This window comes from Variovorax sp. 160MFSha2.1 (assembly GCF_048305075.1).
In the GTDB taxonomy this organism is placed as follows: Bacteria; Pseudomonadota; Gammaproteobacteria; order Burkholderiales; family Burkholderiaceae_C; genus Variovorax; species Variovorax guangxiensis.
This window is the reverse complement of the sequence record NZ_CP157624.1, coordinates 2,708,181-2,723,384: the sequence shown is the minus strand read 5'-3', so window position 1 is coordinate 2,723,384 and position 15,204 is coordinate 2,708,181. Positions and strand designations below refer to the sequence as shown.

Here is a 15,204-nt window from a genome sequence, read left to right as displayed (position 1 = left end):
CGGCGCCGGGTTGAAAACCGGGCGCGCACCGCCACTTCCTTCAGGTTCAGCCGACCGAAAGAAGAGGTGCTCCATGGGCGCGCGCGACGAATTCATTCTTGACTCCTACTCGGCCACCGTCACGCAGGTGGCTCACACCGCCAGCGCGGCGGTCGCCCACATCAAGGTCCGGAAACCGGCCCAGCGTGGCAATGCCGCGGCCCACGGCAGCGGCTCCGGCTTTCTCTTCACCCCAGACGGTTTCACGATCACCAACGCCCACGTGGTCGAGGGCGCGGGCGAGCTGCGAGCCGCGTTCGCCGACGGCACCGAGAGCACGGCGCGGCTGGTGGGCACGGATGCCTCCACCGACATCGCCGTGCTGCGCATCGAGTCGCACCCCAGTGCCTTCCTGCCGCTGGGCAGCTCGGCCGCGCTTCAGCCTGGCCAGCTGGCGGTGGCGGTCGGCAACCCGCTGGGCTTCGACTTCACCGTGACCGCCGGCATCGTGAGCGCGCTGGGCCGCAGCCTGCCCTCGCGCGGCGGGCGGATGATCGAGGACGTGATCCAGACCGACGTGGCGCTCAACCCCGGCAACTCGGGCGGCCCGCTGCTGGACAGCGCGGCGCAGGTGATCGGCGTGAACACGGCCGTGATCCCGTCGGCGCAGGGCCTGAGCTTCGCGGTGGCCATCGACACCGCCCGCTGGGTGGCCGGCGAGCTGATGCGCCACGGCGCCGTGCGGCGCGGCAAGCTGGGCGTGCAGTGCGCGGCGGTGGCCCTGCCCCGGCGCTGGGTGCGCGAGAACGAATGGCCGGTGGCCACCGGCGTGCGGGTGGTCGAGGTGGTGGCCGGATCGGCCGCCGCGCGCGACGGGCTGCGCGCCGGCGACATCCTCATCGGCTGCGACGGCGTACCGCTGGCCCAGTTGTCCGACCTGCTCAAGCGGCTGGCGGGCGAAGGCTACGGAAAGCCGCTGCTGCTCAAGCTGCTGCGGCCGGTGGCCGGCACGCTCACGCCCTTCTACCTGACGGTGACGCCGGGGGGCTGAACCCCGGCCGGGCCGGCGCAACGACAATAGGCCCCTGCACCGAACGAAGCACCGTCAGGAGAAAACCGTGTCCACCGTCACCATCACCCCCAAAGTCGCCACCAGCAACGAGGCCCCCTTCGTCCTCTTCGGCGGCGTCAACGTCCTCGAATCGAAGGACCTCGCCATGCGCAGCGCCGAGGAATACGTGCGCGTCACGCAGAAGCTGGGCATTCCCTATGTGTTCAAGGGCAGCTTCGACAAGGCCAACCGCTCCTCCATCCACTCCTACCGCGGCCCCGGCCTCGACGAGGGCCTGAAGATCCTGCAGGCCGTGAAGGACGGCTTCGGCGTCCCGGTGATCACCGACGTGCACGAAGTCGCCCAGGCCGCGCCCGTGGCCGAGGTGGTCGACGTGCTGCAGCTGCCCGCCTTCCTGGCCCGCCAGACCGACCTGGTGGTGGCGCTGGCGAAGACCGGGCGGGTCATCAACATCAAGAAGCCCCAGTTCCTGAGCCCCTCGCAGATGCTCAACATCGTCGAGAAGTTCAAGGAAGCGGGCAACGACAAGCTGATCCTCTGCGACCGCGGCACCTGCTTCGGCTACGACAACCTCGTGGTCGACATGCTGGGCTTCGGCGTGATGAAGAAGGTGTCGCAGAACCTGCCCATCATCTTCGACGTGACCCACGCGCTGCAGCAGCGCGAGGCCGGCGCCGCCGCATCGGGCGGCCGCCGCGAACAGGTGGCCGACCTGGCGCGCGCCGGCATGGCCGTGGGGCTGGCGGGCCTCTTCCTCGAAGCCCATCCCGACCCGGCCCAGGCCAAGTGCGATGGCCCGAGCGCACTGCCGCTGGACAAGCTGGAGCCCTTCCTCACGCAGATCAAGGCGCTGGACGACCTGGTGAAGTCCTTCCCGCCGCTGAAGATCTGAGTGGCGGGGCCGGCAGCCGGCCGGTGCTCCCGCAAGGCTTCATCAGAAGTTTTCTAAAGTTTTCAATTGATCGGCCGATAACCAGCGTTGGAGGGCAGCCCGAGGGCTGCCCTCCTTCCTCTCATTCCTGGTTTCCGGAGTTCGATCATGTTCCTGAGCAACGTCTCAATCGGCAAGCGCCTGGCCATCGTGCTGGGCATCATCCTGGCGCTGTTTCTCGCCACCAGCGCCGCCGCGGTATGGAAGCTGCAACAGCTCAGCCGCGAGATAGAGACCATGATCGAGGACAACGTGAAGACCGAGCGCGCCGGCTCCGACTGGCTGCGCCACACCACCGCCGGCGTGCAGCGCGCCGCGGCCATCGCCAAGAGCAGCGACGCCAGCCTGATCGACTATTTCGCGCCGGCCACGGCGGCGTCGATCAAGAACACCAACGAGCTGCAGAAGTTCATCGAGGAGAAGCTGGTCCAGCCCGACGAGCGCGCCCTGCTCGAGAAGGTCGCGGGCCTGCGCAAGGCCTACCTGGCCGCGCGCGAGGAAGTGAGCAAGCTCAAGCTCGCGGGCGACCTGCAGGGCGCCAACCGCGTGTTCGACGCGCAGTTCCAGCCCACCTCGGTCAGCTACATCGCCGGCGTGCAGCAGGTGGTGGACATGCAGCGCGAGCATCTGGACGCCGCCGCCGTCCGCGCCAACGACCTGCGCGCGCAGACCGGCACCCTGCTGATCGTGTGCTCCGCCGTGAGCCTGGTGCTGGGCACCCTGCTGGCCTGGATGCTGGCGCGCAGCATCACCCGGCCGCTGCGCAGCGCCGAGGCCATCGCGCAGGCCATCGCCGAGATGGACCTGACCGGCAATCCCCAGGCCAGCTACGCCGGCGACGAGACCGGCCACCTGCTGCGCGCCCTCGACCAGATGCGCACCGCCTTGCAGGGCTCGCTGGCGCAGGTGCACGGCGTGGTGGCGAACGTGTCGACCGCCAGCACGCAGATCGCCGTGGGCAACCAGGACCTGTCCTCGCGCACCGAGGAGCAGGCCAGCTCGCTGGAGCAGACCGCCGCATCGCTGGAGGAGCTGACCTCCACCGTGAAGCAGAACGCCGACAACGCACGACAGGCCAACCAGCTGGCCACCTCCGCTTCGGAAGTGGCGGCGCGCGGCGGCAGCGTGGTGTTCCAGGTGGTGGAGACGATGGGCTCGATCAATGCCTCCTCGCGCAAGGTGGTGGACATCATCAGCGTGATCGACGGCATCGCCTTCCAGACCAACATCCTCGCGCTGAACGCGGCCGTCGAGGCCGCGCGCGCGGGCGACCAGGGCCGCGGCTTCGCGGTGGTGGCTTCCGAAGTGCGCAGCCTCGCGCAGCGCTCGGCAGCCGCGGCCAAGGAAATCAAGTCGCTGATCGGCGATTCGGTCGAGAAGGTCGAGGAAGGCAGCCGCCAGGTGGCCGACGCCGGCCGCACCATGGAAGAGATCGTCGGCAGCGTGAAGCGGGTGACGGACATCATGGGCGAGATCAGCGCCGCGAGCCAGGAGCAGACCTCGGGCATCGAGCAGATCAACCAGGCCGTCACGCAGATGGACCAGACGACTCAGCAGAACGCGGCGCTGGTCGAGCAGGCCTCGGCGGCGGCACAGTCGCTGCAGGAACAGGCGGGCAGCCTGTCGCGCATCGTCGGCAAGTTCAGGCTGGAGCAGCAGCATCGCCAGAACCACGCTGACGAGACCCCGGGCATCGGGGCCGGCCGCCTGCAGCTGATTGCGGCACGCTGAAAAGGAAAGAAAGAGAAACAGGCGAAAAGACCGGCAAGGGCTCCGCACCGGAGAAAGAGGCGAAACTAGGCGCCAGCCTTTCTCCCCCCGGAGCCCAATTTGTCGTCATCCAAAGCCGCCCGCATCGCCCTCTCCGCCTCGGCCGCCGCGATCGGGAGCATCGCCGCCTACTGGACACTGCTCGCCACGCGCCAGGGGCACATCCTCTTCAACGCCCGCAAGCTGCCGGTCGTTCCGCTGTCCGACGATTTCTCGACCTACTCCCACACCGTGCCGGGCGGCATGGTGCGCGGCTATGTCTACCACCCGCAGGGAGAGGAGGCGCTGCAGGACCTCTTCATCTACTTCGCAGGCCGCGGCGAGGACGTGCGCGCCACCGCGCAGACGCTGCACTGGCTGCCCGAGGGCTTCGGCTTCGCAGCGGTCAACTACCGCGGCGTGGCCGACTCGCAGGGGCATCCGTCCGAGATCGCCTCGGTGCAGGACGCCTGCCAGTTCGCCAGGCACCTGCGCAAGGCCTTTCCCCACGCGCGCCTGCACGTGGTGGGCCGCAGCCTGGGCACGGGCGTGGCCATCCAGCTCGTGGCGCGGCAGGAGTTCGCGAGCCTGCAGCTGGTGACGCCCTACGACTCGATGCTGGAGGTGGCGAAGAAGCGCTTTCCGCTGGTGCCGCTGTCGCTGCTGCTGCGCCACCAGTTCAACTCGCTGGAGCACTGCAAGGAGGTCGCGGCCAAGACGCAGGTGCTGCTGGCCGAGACCGACGACGTGGTGCTGCCCGAGCGCTCGCAGAAGCTCATCGCGGCATGGCCCACGCCCGTCAGCGTGACGACCGTGCCGGCTTCGGACCATCACAACATCATGGGACTGGAAGCGACCTGGCTGCACCTCGTCGACTTCGCGCTGACCTCGGTGCTGCCGGAGCTGAAGGAAGCGTAGCCGGCCGCGGCCGCTACCGGTAGTGGCCCGCCATGAAATCGATGAAGGCGCGCACAGAGGGCTGAACATGTCGCGTGCGCGGATACAGCGCCGCATAGGTGCGCTGCCCCAGCGTGACCTCCGGCAGCACGCGGACCAGGGCGCCCGACTGCAGGTCGGCACGCACCGTGTGCCATGTCAGCGCGGCAATGCCAAGGCCGCATTTCGCGGCCGAGTACAGCGCGGTGATCGTGTCGCAGGCGAAGCGCCCTTCCGGCTTGAATGGCTGCTGCCGGCCATCGGGCATGTGCAGCGCCCAGTGCGCGAGACTTTCGGGCCCGTTGTGGAGCAGGCACTGGTGCTTCGACAGCTCGTCCGCCGCTGCGGGAACACCGTGCTCCACCAGGTAGCGCGGCGCGGCGACAAGCACCATGTCGGAGACCGCCAGCGTCCTCGCCATCATCGAAGCGTCTTTCAGCCCGTCGCTGATGCGCAGCGCGACGTCGATGCCTTCGGCGACCAGCTTCGTGAAGCGGTCGGTGCAGACCACTTCCAGCCGGATGCCCGGATGGCGCGACTGGAACGCCGGCAGCCACTCGGGCAGCTCGAGCGTCGCGATCGCCAGCGGCATGCTCACCTTCAGCGTGCCCGAGGGCGCCTTGCCATCGGCCGCGACATCCGCCTGCGCGGCATCGAGCCGCGAAAGGATGTCGGCGCAGGCGGCGTAGTAGCGGCTGCCCGCCTCGGTCAGCGTGATGCCGCGCGTGTCGCGCCGCACCAGCTGCGCGCCCAGCGATTTCTCCAGCGCCTGCAGCTGGCGCGAGAGGCTGGAGTGCGTCGTGTCCAGCGACTGGGCTGCCGCCGAGAGGCTCTTCGCCTGCGCGATGCGTTGAAAGGCACGCATCGCCTTGACCTGATCCATGCGCCGCCCTCCCGCGGGTACTTCAGAAGCCGCGCATTTTCCGTCAGGCGACCGGCAGGGCCAGGATCTGCGAAGTGCTCAGCACGTCGCCGAAGGTGTCCTCGATCTCGGCCAGTGCCGCACGGTGCAGGCTGTCGTGCGACACGGTGTCGCCGTTCTCGCGGCGGATCGCGCGGGTGGCGGTGGCATCGGAAGACACGACCACGTCGAAGCCCTGCGGCCCTGCGTCGCGGGCGGCGCCGGCCACGCAGGCATGGGTCATCAGACCGGCGATCACCAGCGTCTGCACGCCGGCCGAGCGCAGCTGCTGCGCGATGTCGGTGCTCGCGAAGACGCTGACGGTGGTCTTCTGCACGACCTTGTCGCGCGAGCGGGGCTGCATCTCGGGGTGGAAGGCGACGGTCTTGCCGTCCCTGGCGAAGGTGGCCGCGCCTTCGGGGGCGATGTGCTGGATCTGGAAGACGGGCATCGCGTGCTGGTCGGCCCAGGCCAGCAGGCGCCTGGTCTGGGCAGCGGCGCGCGCGCCGTCGGCAATGGGCATGCGGCCGGTGAAGTATTCGTTCTGGAAGTCGATCACCAGCAGCGCCGTCGCGTTGCGGCGCAGTTGCTGTATCGGCTTCGCGCCCGACATGGCGCGGATGGTGGGCGTGGGTGCGTCTGCCGTCGTTGTCGCTGCCGCCGCAGAGGTGCCGACGATGCCGGCCGCGTACGGTGCGACGAGCAGGCCCATGAGCCCGCGGCGGGAGAGTCCTGATGAGAAAGACATGTTTGCTGTTCCTGTAGGTCCATCGAAATCGATGGGGGAAAGTCTAGGAACAGCCTTCCTTCACGCCTAGGCGGGCGCGGCGACAAGTGTTGTGCGGGATGCGCACGGCACCCGAGCCATCAGCATGAGGCAGTGTTCGCCGCAATTCCGTCGAGCAGCACATCGAGCGCCTGCCCGGCGCTGAGCATCAGGGTGTCGATCTGCGCATCGGGCGTGCGCATCACGCCCACGCCCAGCAATGCCGAGAGGCCATGCACCATCGCCCAGCAGGTGTGCGAAAGCTGCCGGGCATCGCCCTCGCGGAAGGTGCCATCGGCCTGACCGTCGCCCACCAGCTGGAGCAGCTGGTCGAAAAGTCGCGCGCCGGCCTGCACCAGCCCTTCGTTCGAGCGCGATTGAGCTACCGCGCCGAACATGTGGGCCAGCAGCCGCGGCGACCTCAACCCGAAGCCGACATAGGCGCTGCCGCAGGCCTTGAGCCTCGAACGGGCGCCGGCGGGAGCCGCGTCGATCGCCGACTGGCAGGCGGCCTGCATCTCCTCGAAGCCCTGCAGCGCCACGGCCTCCATCAGCGCGCGCTTGTCCTGGAAATGGCGGTACGCGGCGGTGTGCGAGACGCCCACCGCCTTGGCCATCTCGCGCATCGAAAGGCCGTCGAGGTTGTCGCGCTCCATCTGCTCGCGGGCATAGGCAAGAAGGCCCGCCTTGAGATCGCCGTGGTGGTACGAAGAGGATGAAGAAGAAGAGGAGGAAGAGGAGGACGAGGTCGTGCTCATCGGCAATGCCCTGATGTTGACAATGGAAACTATACGCCCGCACAATGTTTCCACTGTAAACACACGTCATCCGTCATGAGCTTTCTCGTCTTCATCTCCTCCTTCGGCGTGATCGCCTGGGCGGTGTCCCATCTGCTGAAGCGCCCGCTGGGCCTGCGCGCCGCCATGCGCTGGGGCATGGGCCTCGGCTTCCTGTTCACCGGCGTCGACCACTTCGTGAGCGCCTCCACGCGCTACGCGCCGATGATTCCCGACGCCCTCGCGGGTCATGCGCTGGCATGGGTCTACCTGACCGGCGTTGCGGAGCTTGCCGGCGGGCTGGGCCTGCTGGTCCCGGTGCCGGTCTACCGGCGCCTCGGCCTGCCCAACCTGCAGCGGCAGGCGGGCATCTGGCTCTCGGTGATGCTGGTCTGCGTGGTCAGCGCGAACATCAGCGTCGCGCTCAAGGGGCAGACGGTGCAGGGGTTGGAGTTCGGCGCGTGGTACTTCTGGATCCGGCCGCTGTTCCAGCCCGTTTTTATTGCCTGGGCGCTGTATTGCTCCGGTGTCTGGCCCCGGCAGGCACCGCAGTCGCGCGTGCCGCAGCCGAAGAACGGGAAGCTCGCGGCCTGAAGCGGCAAAGCAACACAAACTGTCAATGCGGAGGCCGCCATCAAGATAATCCGCCTCCATGGACTCCCTCATCGCCGCCTCCGCCCGCGCCCTTGCCGCGGGCGATGCGCTCGGAGCGCTCAAGCGGGTCGCCCTGCGCGACGATCCGCCGGCGCTGGCGCTGCGCGGCATCGCGATGGCCCAGCTCGGCGAGCATCCGCGTGCGCGCGAGTTGCTGCGGCGCGCCGCGCGCGGCTTCGGTGCGCATGAGGAGCTTTCGCGCGCCCGCTGCATCGTCGCCGAGGCCGAAGTCGCCCTGGCCATGCGCGACCTGGGCGGATCGACACGCTCGCTGGCGCATGCCGCCACCGCGCTGGAATCGCACGAGGATCACGCCAATGCAGTGCAGGCCCGGCTGATCGCGGCGCGCCGCCTGCTGCTGCTGGGCCGGCTCGAAGACGCGGAGGCGGCCCTCGCTCATCTCAACACGCGCGGGCTGCCACCTTCGCTGACGGCGGTGGCCGAGCTTGCGGCGACAGAACTGTCGCTTCGCTCATTGCGCATCGCGCCTGCGCAGGCCTCGCTCGCCCGTGCGCACGAAGCAGCGGTTCGCGCGCGCGTGCCGGCCCTGCTCGCCGAAGTCGCCGAGGCCCAAGCCGCCTTCGAGCGCCCCGCCGCCCGGCGGGTCGGCTCCGGCGGCGAGCAGCCGCTGCGCCTGGGCGAAGTCGCCGCCCTCCTCGCCTCGGACACGCTGGTGGTCGACGCCTGCCGCCGTGGCCTGGGCGCCGGCGATGCGTGGCGGCCTCTGGCGCGGCGGCCGGTGCTGTTCTCGCTGGCACGCTCGCTCGCCGAGGCATGGCCGGGCGATGTCGATCGCGAGGCCCTGATCGAAAGCGCCTTCCGCACCCGCCACCCCGACGAAACGCATCGCGCGCGCCTGCGCGTGGAGATAGGCCGGCTGCGCGCGCTCGTCAAAGCGATGGCGAACATCGAGGCCACGCCGCGCGGTTTCGTGCTCCGGCCGCACGGCGAGTGCGGCGTCGCGGTGCTTGCGCCGCCCATCGACGGCGAGCAGGCCTCGCTGGTGGCGCTGCTTTCCGACGGCGCCGCGTGGTCCACCTCGGCCCTTGCGCTGGCGCTGGGGGCCAGCCAGCGCACGGTGCAGCGCGCGCTGGTCGAGCTGGAGGCGCAGGGCCGGGTGCGTTCCATCGGCAAGGCGCGGTCGCAGAAGTGGCTCGCGCCGCCGCTGGCCGGATTCACGACGATCTTGTTACTCCCCGCTGCGCTGCCTATTGAATAGAGTTGGCTCCAGGCGCCTGTCCGGGGCGCTTCACACAAGGAGCCAACGATGAGCAGCAAGACAGGCAAGAGCCATCCCACGGTACGCGCCGCCGAGATCGTGCGCGAATACGGCCCGTTCGGCGGCGCCGGCCAGGTCCACGGCGTGACCCACGACGGCCGCCGCGTATGGGCCGCCACCGGCGCGAAGCTGGTGGCCTTCGACCCCGCCAGCGGCGAGGCCAGCCAGACGCTGGACGTGCCCTGCGACGCCGGCACCGCCTTCGACGGCAAGTACCTCTACCAGATCGCCGAGTCGCGCATCGACAAGATCGACCCGGCCACCGGCAAGGTGCTGGCGTCGATCCCCTCGCCCGGCAACGGCTACGACTCGGGCCTGACCTGGGCCGAGGGCAGCCTGTGGGTGGGCCAGTACCGCGACCGCAAGATCCACCAGGTCAACCCCGAGACCGGCGCCGTGGTGCGCACCATCGAGTCGAACCGCTTCGTCACCGGCGTGACCTGGGTCGACGGCGAACTCTGGCACGGCACCTGGGAGGCGGAGGAAAGCGACATCCGCCGCATCGACCCGCAGACAGGCGCCGTGCTGGAGCGGCTCGAAATGCCGCGCGGCGCGGGCGTGAGCGGGCTCGAGTCCGACGGCGCCGGTCTCTTCTATGCCGGGGGCGGCGCCAGCGGCAAGGTCCGCGCGGTGCGCCGTCCCCAGTCCAGCCACTGACCCAGGAGCCATCCATCATGAACACCACGACCATCGAGAGACCCGAAACGACGAACCACCGCGTCGTCTCCAGCGAGCAGTGGCTCGCGGAACGCAAGGCATTCCTTGCACGCGAAAAGGAGCTGACACATCTGCGCGACCAGATCGCCCGCGAGCGCCGCGCGCTGCCGTGGGAGCGCGTGCAGAGGAACTACGTCTTCGACACGCCCGAGGGCAAGCGCACGCTGGCTGATCTCTTCAAGGGCCGCAGCCAGCTGCTGGTGCAGCACTTCATGCTCGGCCCGGACTGGGAGCAAGGCTGCCAGAGCTGCTCCTTCATGGCCGACCATTCCGACGGCATGAACGTGCACCTCGCGCACCGCGACATCACGCTGGTGGCCGTCTCGCGCGCGCCGCTCGCGAAGATCATGCAGTTCCGCGAACGCATGGGCTGGCGCTTCGACTGGGTGTCGTCGCACGGCAGCGACTTCAACCTCGACTTCCACGTCAGCTTCACGCCCGAGGAGCTGGCCACCGGCGAGGTCTACTACAACTACGGCAAGCTGCCCTTCCCGCACGACGAGGCACCCGGCATCAGCGCGTTCTACAGGAACGAGGCCGGCGAGGTGTTCCACACCTACTCGACCTTCGGCCGCGGCGTGGAAGTGATGATGGGTGCCTACAACATGATGGACCTCATGCCCAAGGGCCGCGACGAGCGCGACGTGCCCTACAAGATGGATTGGGTGCGCCACCACGACCGCTACGAGTCGCAGACGGAAACGCCCGCCATCGGCGCGTGCTGCTGCGACAGGCAGGCCTGAAGCGCGAGCGGTGCTCCGAGCGCGTGAAGGCGACGACATCATGGCAAGCCTCTGGCCCTGGCTGGCGGTCGCGGGAGTCGGCGCCCTTCATGGGCTGAACCCCGCCTCCGGCTGGGTCTTCGCGGCCGCCAGCGGCCTCCGGTCGGGAGACCGTTCGCGGGTGCTGCGGGCATTGGTGCCGATCGCCCTCGGGCACGCCGCGTCCGTAGCGCTCGTGGCTGGCGCAGTGGTGCTCGCTCCCTCGATGGATCGCGTCGCCCTGCAGTGGGCGGCGGGCATGCTGCTCGTCGCCGTGATCGCGCATCACATGTGGCGCGGCAGCAAGACCGGCCACGCCGGGCTCGCACTCTGGTCCTTCATGATGTCCACCGCCCACGGCGCCGGACTGATGCTGGTGCCGGCGCTGATCCCGCTTTGCATGAGCGAAGCGCCGGCGGCCCGGGAGATCACCGCGTCGGGCTCGCTGGCGCTGGCTTTCGCGGCAGTCGGCGTGCACATGGCGGCGATGCTGACGGTCACGGGTGCGGTCGCGGTCGGGGCGAGCCGCGGCTTCGACGTCGCACTCGCGCTGTTCCAGCGGCGGCCGTACGGGGAGCCAAAGCCTCGACGCTAGCGCTTGCGGGAACCGCCGCCCTCGCCCTTCGCGGCGGTGACCAGCCCCGCGCTCTCGACGAAGCCATGGATCAGCTTCAGCCGCGGTGAAGCCCTGAGCCACAGGATGCCGAAGCGCCGCGTTTCCGAGGGCAGCGGCAGCGGGATCTTCGCGATGCGCTGCCCTTCGAGCAGTGGTGAAGCGATGTCGGGCACGACCGACACGCCCAGGCCCCGGTCGACCATCATCGCGATGGCCAGCAACGAACTGAGCTCGAAGCGCTCCTGCGGCACGATGCCGGCGGCGCGCAGGTAGCGGTCGGCCTGCTTGCCGCCGCCGAGGTTGCGGTCGTAGCGGATCAGCGGCGAGGTGCGCAGCAGCTCGTGGGGGTCGCGCCGCGCGAGGCGGCTGGGCGCGAGCAGCACCAGCGGCTCCTCGCGCAGCAGCGCCCAGTCGAATGTCTTGGCGAGCGCGAACTGCGGGTACAGGCACACGGCCGCGTCGAGATCGCCCTGCTGCATCGCCTTGTAGAGCGTGGCGGTGGTGCCCGACTGCAGGAACACCTTGACGCCCGGATGCGTCTTCACGAAGCGCGCGAGGATGTCCGGCAGCAGGCTGTGGATGGCCGTGTTGATGGTGCCGATGACCAACTCGCCGCCCGCCGACTCGCTGCCCAGCAGCGCCTTGATGTCGCTCACCTCGCGCAGCAGCGTGCGCGCCCGCTGCACCAGCCGGTGGCCGGCCTCGGTCGGCTGCACGGTGCGGCCGGCGCGCGCGAGCAGCGGCGCGTTGAGCTCGCGCTCCAGCGCGCGGATCTGCTGCGCCACCGCGCCGGGCGTGAGGTCGAGCCGGCGCGCGGCCTCGGACATCGAGCCCGACTCCACCACCAGAAGAAAGCTTTGCAGATAGGCCGTTTCCATGAAGATAGATTTTCTGCGATGTGATCGCAGTGAACAGCTGTTTTTCTCTTCTCATGAACTGCCGACACTGCCCTCATGAGAAGCAAACTCTTCGTCCCCGGCACCCGCCCCGAACTGTTCGCCAAGGCGCTCGCGGGCGAGGCGGACGCCATCAGCCTCGACCTGGAAGACGCCGTGTCCGAGCCACGCAAGGACGATGCGCGCGAGACGGTGCGCCAGTTCCTCGAGAGCGGCGACGCGGCTTCGTCGCGCAAGACGCTGATCGTGCGCGTCAACGCTATGGACACGCCGCATTTCGAGCGCGACATTGCGGCAGTCGCACGCACCGGCGTGCACCTGATCAACCTGCCCAAGCCGCAGAGCCCCGCGCATGTGCGCGCAGCCGCCGAAGCCATCGAGCGCGCCGAGCGGGCCAACGGCGTGCAGGCGCCCATCGGACTGCTGCTGAACATCGAGACGCCCGCCGCCCTGCGCATGGCCGCCGAACTCGCGCTGGCGCATCCGCGCGTGGCGGGGCTGCAGCTGGGGCTGGGCGACCTGTTCGAGCCGCTGGGCATCGCCCGGCGCGAGCCCTCGGCGATCCTCCAGGCGATGTTCGCGGTGCGCATTGCCGCTGGCGAGGCGGGCCTGTACGCCTACGACAGCGCCTTCGCCGACATCCGCGACGCCGAGGGCTTCCGTTCCGAGGCGAAGCTGGCGCGCGACCTCGGCTTCCTGGGCAAGACCTGCATCCACCCGAGCCAGATCGCCATCGCCAACGAGGTGTTCCGCCCGACCGACGAGGAGATCGCGCACGCCCGCAAGGTGGTCGAGGCGGCGCGCGAAGCCGACGCCAAGGGCGTCGGAGCGTACGTGGTGGACGGAAAGATGATCGACATCCCCTTCGTGATCCGCGCGCGCGCCATCGTCGAGAGCGCGCGCAGCCTCGGTCTGATCCCGAACTGATTTCGGGCTGGACCTGCTTCCCCATCCATAAGAAAACCGGAGACAAGACAGATGCGTATTCCCTCGTTCCTTCGCCCGCGCGCGCTCGCCGCGGCCTCGGCGCTCGTGCTTGCCGCGCTGGGCGGCACCGCGCTCGCGCAGGCCGCCTACCCTTCCAAGCCCATCACCATCGTCGTGCCCTACCCGGCCGGTGGCTCCAACGACACCTTCGCGCGGCAGGTGGCCAAGGAGCTGGGCGACCAGCTCAAGCAGCCGGTCATCATCGACAACCGCCCCGGCGCGAGCGGCAACACCGGCACGGGCCAGGTGGCCAAGGCGGCGCCCGACGGCTACACCCTGGTAGCCGTGTCTTCGAGCATGACGACCAACGCGGCGGTGCAGTCGAAGCTGCCCTTCGACCCGGTCAAGGGGCTCGCGCCGGTGGCGATGTTCGCCAAGGGGCCGTTCATCGTCGCGGTCAACAACGAGTTCCCGGCGAAGACGCCGGCCGAGCTGATCGCCGCCATCAAGGAGAAGCCGGGCCAGTACAACTACGCGTCCTCCGGCTCGGGCAGCGTCAACCAGTTCGGCACCGAGCTGCTGAAGGCCAAGGTGGGCGACCTGCAGATCGCTCACATCCCGTACAAGGGCATGGGCCCGGCGGTGACCGATCTCGTGGGCAACCAGACGCAGCTGCTGATCTCCAGCGGCCCCTCGCTGCTGCCGATGGTGCGCGCCGGCAAGCTGCGCGCGGTCGGCATCACCAGCCTGAAGCCGAGCCCCATCGCACCCGACCTCACACCCATTTCGACTGCGGTGCCCGGCTACGAGTTCGAACTCTGGTGGGGCCTGCTGGCGCCGGCGGGCACGCCGCCCGACGTGGTCGCGAAGCTGAACGGCGCGGTCAACCAGATCCTGTCGAAGCCCGAGATCGCGGCCAACTTCCTGCGCGAAGGCGCCATCGCCACGCCGCTCACGCCGGCGCAGTTCGGCACCGTCATCGCCGAGGACGTGGAGCGCTGGAAGAAGCTGGCGAAGCAACAGAACATCACCGCAGACTGAACAAGGAAAGAGAAAGCCCATGAGCCACACCGCCCCTGAGAACACGCGCCTGCCAGAGCGCCAGGGCCCCGCCGGGCCGCTGAGCGGCCTGCGCGTGCTCGACCTGAGCGCCTACATCGCGGGCCCGTACGGCTGCTCGCTGCTGGCCGACCAGGGCGCGGAAGTCATCAAGATCGAGCCGCCCGCCGGCGACAACCTGCGCAAATACCCTTCGACGCTGGAGGCCGAGAGCCGAGCCTTCATCGGCGTCAACCGCAGCAAGCTGGGCGCGGTGCTCGACCTGAAGAACCCCGAGGACCTGGCCGCGCTGATGGAGCTGGTGCGCGGCGCCGACGTACTGGTGCACAACTTCAGGCCCAGCGTGCCGCCGCGGCTGGGCATCGCCTACGAGCAGCTGAAGGCGGTGAACCCGCGGCTCATCTACTGCGCCGTCACCGGCTACGGCGAAACCGGACCGCTGCGCGAGAAGGCCGGCTACGACCAGGTGCTGCAGACCATGACCGGCATGTGCGCGCTGCAGGGCAAGCGCGGCGAGCCGCCCGAGATCATCTACGGCTCTGTGGTGGACTACTACGCGGCCGCGCTGGTGGCCGCGGGCGTCGCCTCGGCGCTGTACGAGCGCGAGAAGAGCGGCGAAGGCCAGTTCGTGGGCGTGTCGCTGCTGCGCTCGGCGCTCACGATGCAGTCGGCGCGCATGGTGTGGGCCGAGGGCGAGCCGAAGGACGTGGGGCGCGACATGCGCTCCGGCGGCATCACCGGCATCCACCCGACGCGCGAGGGGCACATCTACATCTCGGCCAACACGCCGCATTTCTGGCAGGCGCTGTGCGCCAAGGCCGGACTGCCCGAGCTCGCGGCCGACGAGCGCTACGACTCGGTGCGCAAGCGCGCGCAGCACGCGGCCGAGATCGTGCCGAAGCTGCGCGCGGCGCTGGCCGGGCGCAGCGCGCTCGAATGGGAAGAGATCTTCGGCGAGGAAGTGCCCTGCTCCGCCGCCCGCACCGTGGAAGACATGTTCGACAACGAGCAGGTGCGGGCCGAGGACATGGTGGCGAACTTCCCGCACCCGACGCTGGGCTCGTACCGGGGCTTCACCCGCCCGGTGCGCTTCGGCCGCACGCCCGGCCCCGAGCCTTTTGCAGCGCCGACGCTGGGGCAGCACACGGCCGCCGTACTGGCCAGGCGACGCGCGGACGACTGAGA

General features: G+C 69.4%; 16 protein-coding genes. 12 read left to right on the top strand and 4 right to left on the bottom strand.

Features of this window, described 5'->3' with window-relative positions:
* Window positions 1–73 precede the first annotated feature (73 nt).
* The 4 genes from ABL838_RS12175 to ABL838_RS12160 all read left to right on the top strand — a co-directional run bounded on the left by ABL838_RS12175 (window position 74) and on the right by ABL838_RS12160 (window position 4,649).
* A complete protein-coding gene (locus ABL838_RS12175; protein WP_184641917.1) occupies window positions 74–1,030 on the top strand; it encodes a S1C family serine protease in 957 nt (318 codons plus the stop codon).
* Window positions 1,031–1,097: 67 nt separating this feature from the next.
* Entirely contained in the window at window positions 1,098–1,943 is an 846-nt protein-coding gene (kdsA, locus tag ABL838_RS12170; protein WP_126018497.1) for a 3-deoxy-8-phosphooctulonate synthase, read from the top strand.
* A 147-nt stretch (window positions 1,944–2,090) separates the two neighbouring features.
* Window positions 2,091–3,713 (top strand): methyl-accepting chemotaxis protein, encoded by a 1,623-nt coding sequence (locus tag ABL838_RS12165; protein ID WP_418125475.1) that lies wholly within the window; start codon window positions 2,091–2,093, stop codon window positions 3,711–3,713.
* 99 nt (window positions 3,714–3,812) lie between these two features.
* Window positions 3,813–4,649, top strand: a complete 837-nt coding sequence (locus ABL838_RS12160; protein WP_126018493.1) for an alpha/beta hydrolase — start codon at window positions 3,813–3,815, stop codon at window positions 4,647–4,649.
* Between the two features lie 13 nt (window positions 4,650–4,662).
* Here the strand turns inward: ABL838_RS12160 and ABL838_RS12155 are convergent, their stop codons facing one another.
* The 3 genes from ABL838_RS12155 to ABL838_RS12145 form a co-directional block, all read right to left on the bottom strand.
* Window positions 4,663–5,550, bottom strand: coding sequence for a LysR family transcriptional regulator (locus ABL838_RS12155; RefSeq protein WP_418125474.1), 888 nt, complete (start codon window positions 5,548–5,550; stop codon window positions 4,663–4,665).
* 43 nt (window positions 5,551–5,593) lie between these two features.
* The gene (locus ABL838_RS12150) at window positions 5,594–6,280 is read right to left on the bottom strand and encodes an isochorismatase family protein (protein WP_418125858.1); all 687 of its coding nucleotides are present in this window, start codon (window positions 6,278–6,280) and stop codon (window positions 5,594–5,596) included.
* A 155-nt stretch (window positions 6,281–6,435) separates the two neighbouring features.
* On the bottom strand, window positions 6,436–7,092 hold the full coding sequence (locus ABL838_RS12145) for a TetR/AcrR family transcriptional regulator (RefSeq protein ID WP_184641914.1): 657 nt from the start codon (window positions 7,090–7,092) through the stop codon (window positions 6,436–6,438).
* Window positions 7,093–7,167: 75 nt separating this feature from the next.
* On the opposite strand from ABL838_RS12145, the gene ABL838_RS12140 reads away from it, so the two are divergent.
* From ABL838_RS12140 to ABL838_RS12120, 5 genes are read left to right on the top strand one after another with little or no spacing between them, the layout of a single operon-like run.
* Window positions 7,168–7,704 (top strand): DoxX family protein, encoded by a 537-nt coding sequence (locus ABL838_RS12140; RefSeq protein ID WP_418125473.1) that lies wholly within the window; start codon window positions 7,168–7,170, stop codon window positions 7,702–7,704.
* A gap of 58 nt (window positions 7,705–7,762) precedes the next feature.
* Complete coding sequence (locus ABL838_RS12135; protein WP_418125472.1) at window positions 7,763–8,983, top strand: helix-turn-helix domain-containing protein; 1,221 nt, start codon at window positions 7,763–7,765, stop codon at window positions 8,981–8,983.
* A gap of 48 nt (window positions 8,984–9,031) precedes the next feature.
* Window positions 9,032–9,700 carry a DUF6923 family protein gene (locus ABL838_RS12130; protein WP_126018483.1) on the top strand — a complete coding sequence of 223 codons (669 nt, stop codon included), beginning with the start codon at window positions 9,032–9,034 and terminating at the stop codon, window positions 9,698–9,700.
* A 17-nt stretch (window positions 9,701–9,717) separates the two neighbouring features.
* Entirely contained in the window at window positions 9,718–10,503 is a 786-nt protein-coding gene (locus tag ABL838_RS12125) for a DUF899 domain-containing protein (RefSeq protein ID WP_418125471.1), read from the top strand.
* A 40-nt stretch (window positions 10,504–10,543) separates the two neighbouring features.
* Window positions 10,544–11,116, top strand: coding sequence for a hypothetical protein (locus tag ABL838_RS12120; protein WP_418125470.1), 573 nt, complete (start codon window positions 10,544–10,546; stop codon window positions 11,114–11,116).
* Here the strand turns inward: ABL838_RS12120 and ABL838_RS12115 are convergent.
* Entirely contained in the window at window positions 11,113–12,015 is a 903-nt protein-coding gene (locus ABL838_RS12115) for a LysR substrate-binding domain-containing protein (RefSeq protein WP_418125469.1), read from the bottom strand. The two genes, ABL838_RS12120 and ABL838_RS12115, sit on opposite strands and share 4 nt — an antisense overlap.
* 75 nt (window positions 12,016–12,090) lie before the next feature.
* Between ABL838_RS12115 and ABL838_RS12110 the strand changes: the two genes are divergently transcribed.
* From ABL838_RS12110 to ABL838_RS12100, 3 genes are read left to right on the top strand one after another with little or no spacing between them, the layout of a single operon-like run.
* Entirely contained in the window at window positions 12,091–12,960 is an 870-nt protein-coding gene (locus ABL838_RS12110) for an HpcH/HpaI aldolase/citrate lyase family protein (protein ID WP_418125468.1), read from the top strand.
* A 51-nt stretch (window positions 12,961–13,011) separates the two neighbouring features.
* Entirely contained in the window at window positions 13,012–14,001 is a 990-nt protein-coding gene (locus ABL838_RS12105; RefSeq protein WP_418125467.1) for a tripartite tricarboxylate transporter substrate binding protein, read from the top strand.
* Window positions 14,002–14,020: 19 nt separating this feature from the next.
* Window positions 14,021–15,202: a CoA transferase gene (locus ABL838_RS12100; protein ID WP_184641907.1), complete on the top strand. Its 1,182-nt coding sequence runs from the start codon at window positions 14,021–14,023 to the stop codon at window positions 15,200–15,202.
* Window positions 15,203–15,204 lie beyond the last annotated feature (2 nt).

What these genes read in the sequence shown, in the direction of transcription:
- ABL838_RS12130 (WP_126018483.1), top strand. Translation starts at nt 9,032, where the DNA reads ATGAGCAGCAAGACAGGCAAGAGCCATCCCACGGTACGCGCCGCCGAG.
- ABL838_RS12155 (WP_418125474.1), bottom strand. Translation starts at nt 5,550, where the DNA reads ATGGATCAGGTCAAGGCGATGCGTGCCTTTCAACGCATCGCGCAGGCG.
- ABL838_RS12145 (WP_184641914.1), bottom strand. Translation starts at nt 7,092, where the DNA reads ATGAGCACGACCTCGTCCTCCTCTTCCTCCTCTTCTTCTTCATCCTCT.
- ABL838_RS12105 (WP_418125467.1), top strand. Translation starts at nt 13,012, where the DNA reads ATGCGTATTCCCTCGTTCCTTCGCCCGCGCGCGCTCGCCGCGGCCTCG.
- ABL838_RS12150 (WP_418125858.1), bottom strand. Translation starts at nt 6,280, where the DNA reads ATGGGCCTGCTCGTCGCACCGTACGCGGCCGGCATCGTCGGCACCTCT.
- ABL838_RS12175 (WP_184641917.1), top strand. Translation starts at nt 74, where the DNA reads ATGGGCGCGCGCGACGAATTCATTCTTGACTCCTACTCGGCCACCGTC.
- ABL838_RS12135 (WP_418125472.1), top strand. Translation starts at nt 7,763, where the DNA reads ATGGACTCCCTCATCGCCGCCTCCGCCCGCGCCCTTGCCGCGGGCGAT.
- ABL838_RS12165 (WP_418125475.1), top strand. Translation starts at nt 2,091, where the DNA reads ATGTTCCTGAGCAACGTCTCAATCGGCAAGCGCCTGGCCATCGTGCTG.
- ABL838_RS12110 (WP_418125468.1), top strand. Translation starts at nt 12,091, where the DNA reads ATGAGAAGCAAACTCTTCGTCCCCGGCACCCGCCCCGAACTGTTCGCC.
- ABL838_RS12115 (WP_418125469.1), bottom strand. Translation starts at nt 12,015, where the DNA reads ATGGAAACGGCCTATCTGCAAAGCTTTCTTCTGGTGGTGGAGTCGGGC.
- ABL838_RS12125 (WP_418125471.1), top strand. Translation starts at nt 9,718, where the DNA reads ATGAACACCACGACCATCGAGAGACCCGAAACGACGAACCACCGCGTC.
- ABL838_RS12140 (WP_418125473.1), top strand. Translation starts at nt 7,168, where the DNA reads ATGAGCTTTCTCGTCTTCATCTCCTCCTTCGGCGTGATCGCCTGGGCG.
- ABL838_RS12120 (WP_418125470.1), top strand. Translation starts at nt 10,544, where the DNA reads ATGGCAAGCCTCTGGCCCTGGCTGGCGGTCGCGGGAGTCGGCGCCCTT.
- ABL838_RS12100 (WP_184641907.1), top strand. Translation starts at nt 14,021, where the DNA reads ATGAGCCACACCGCCCCTGAGAACACGCGCCTGCCAGAGCGCCAGGGC.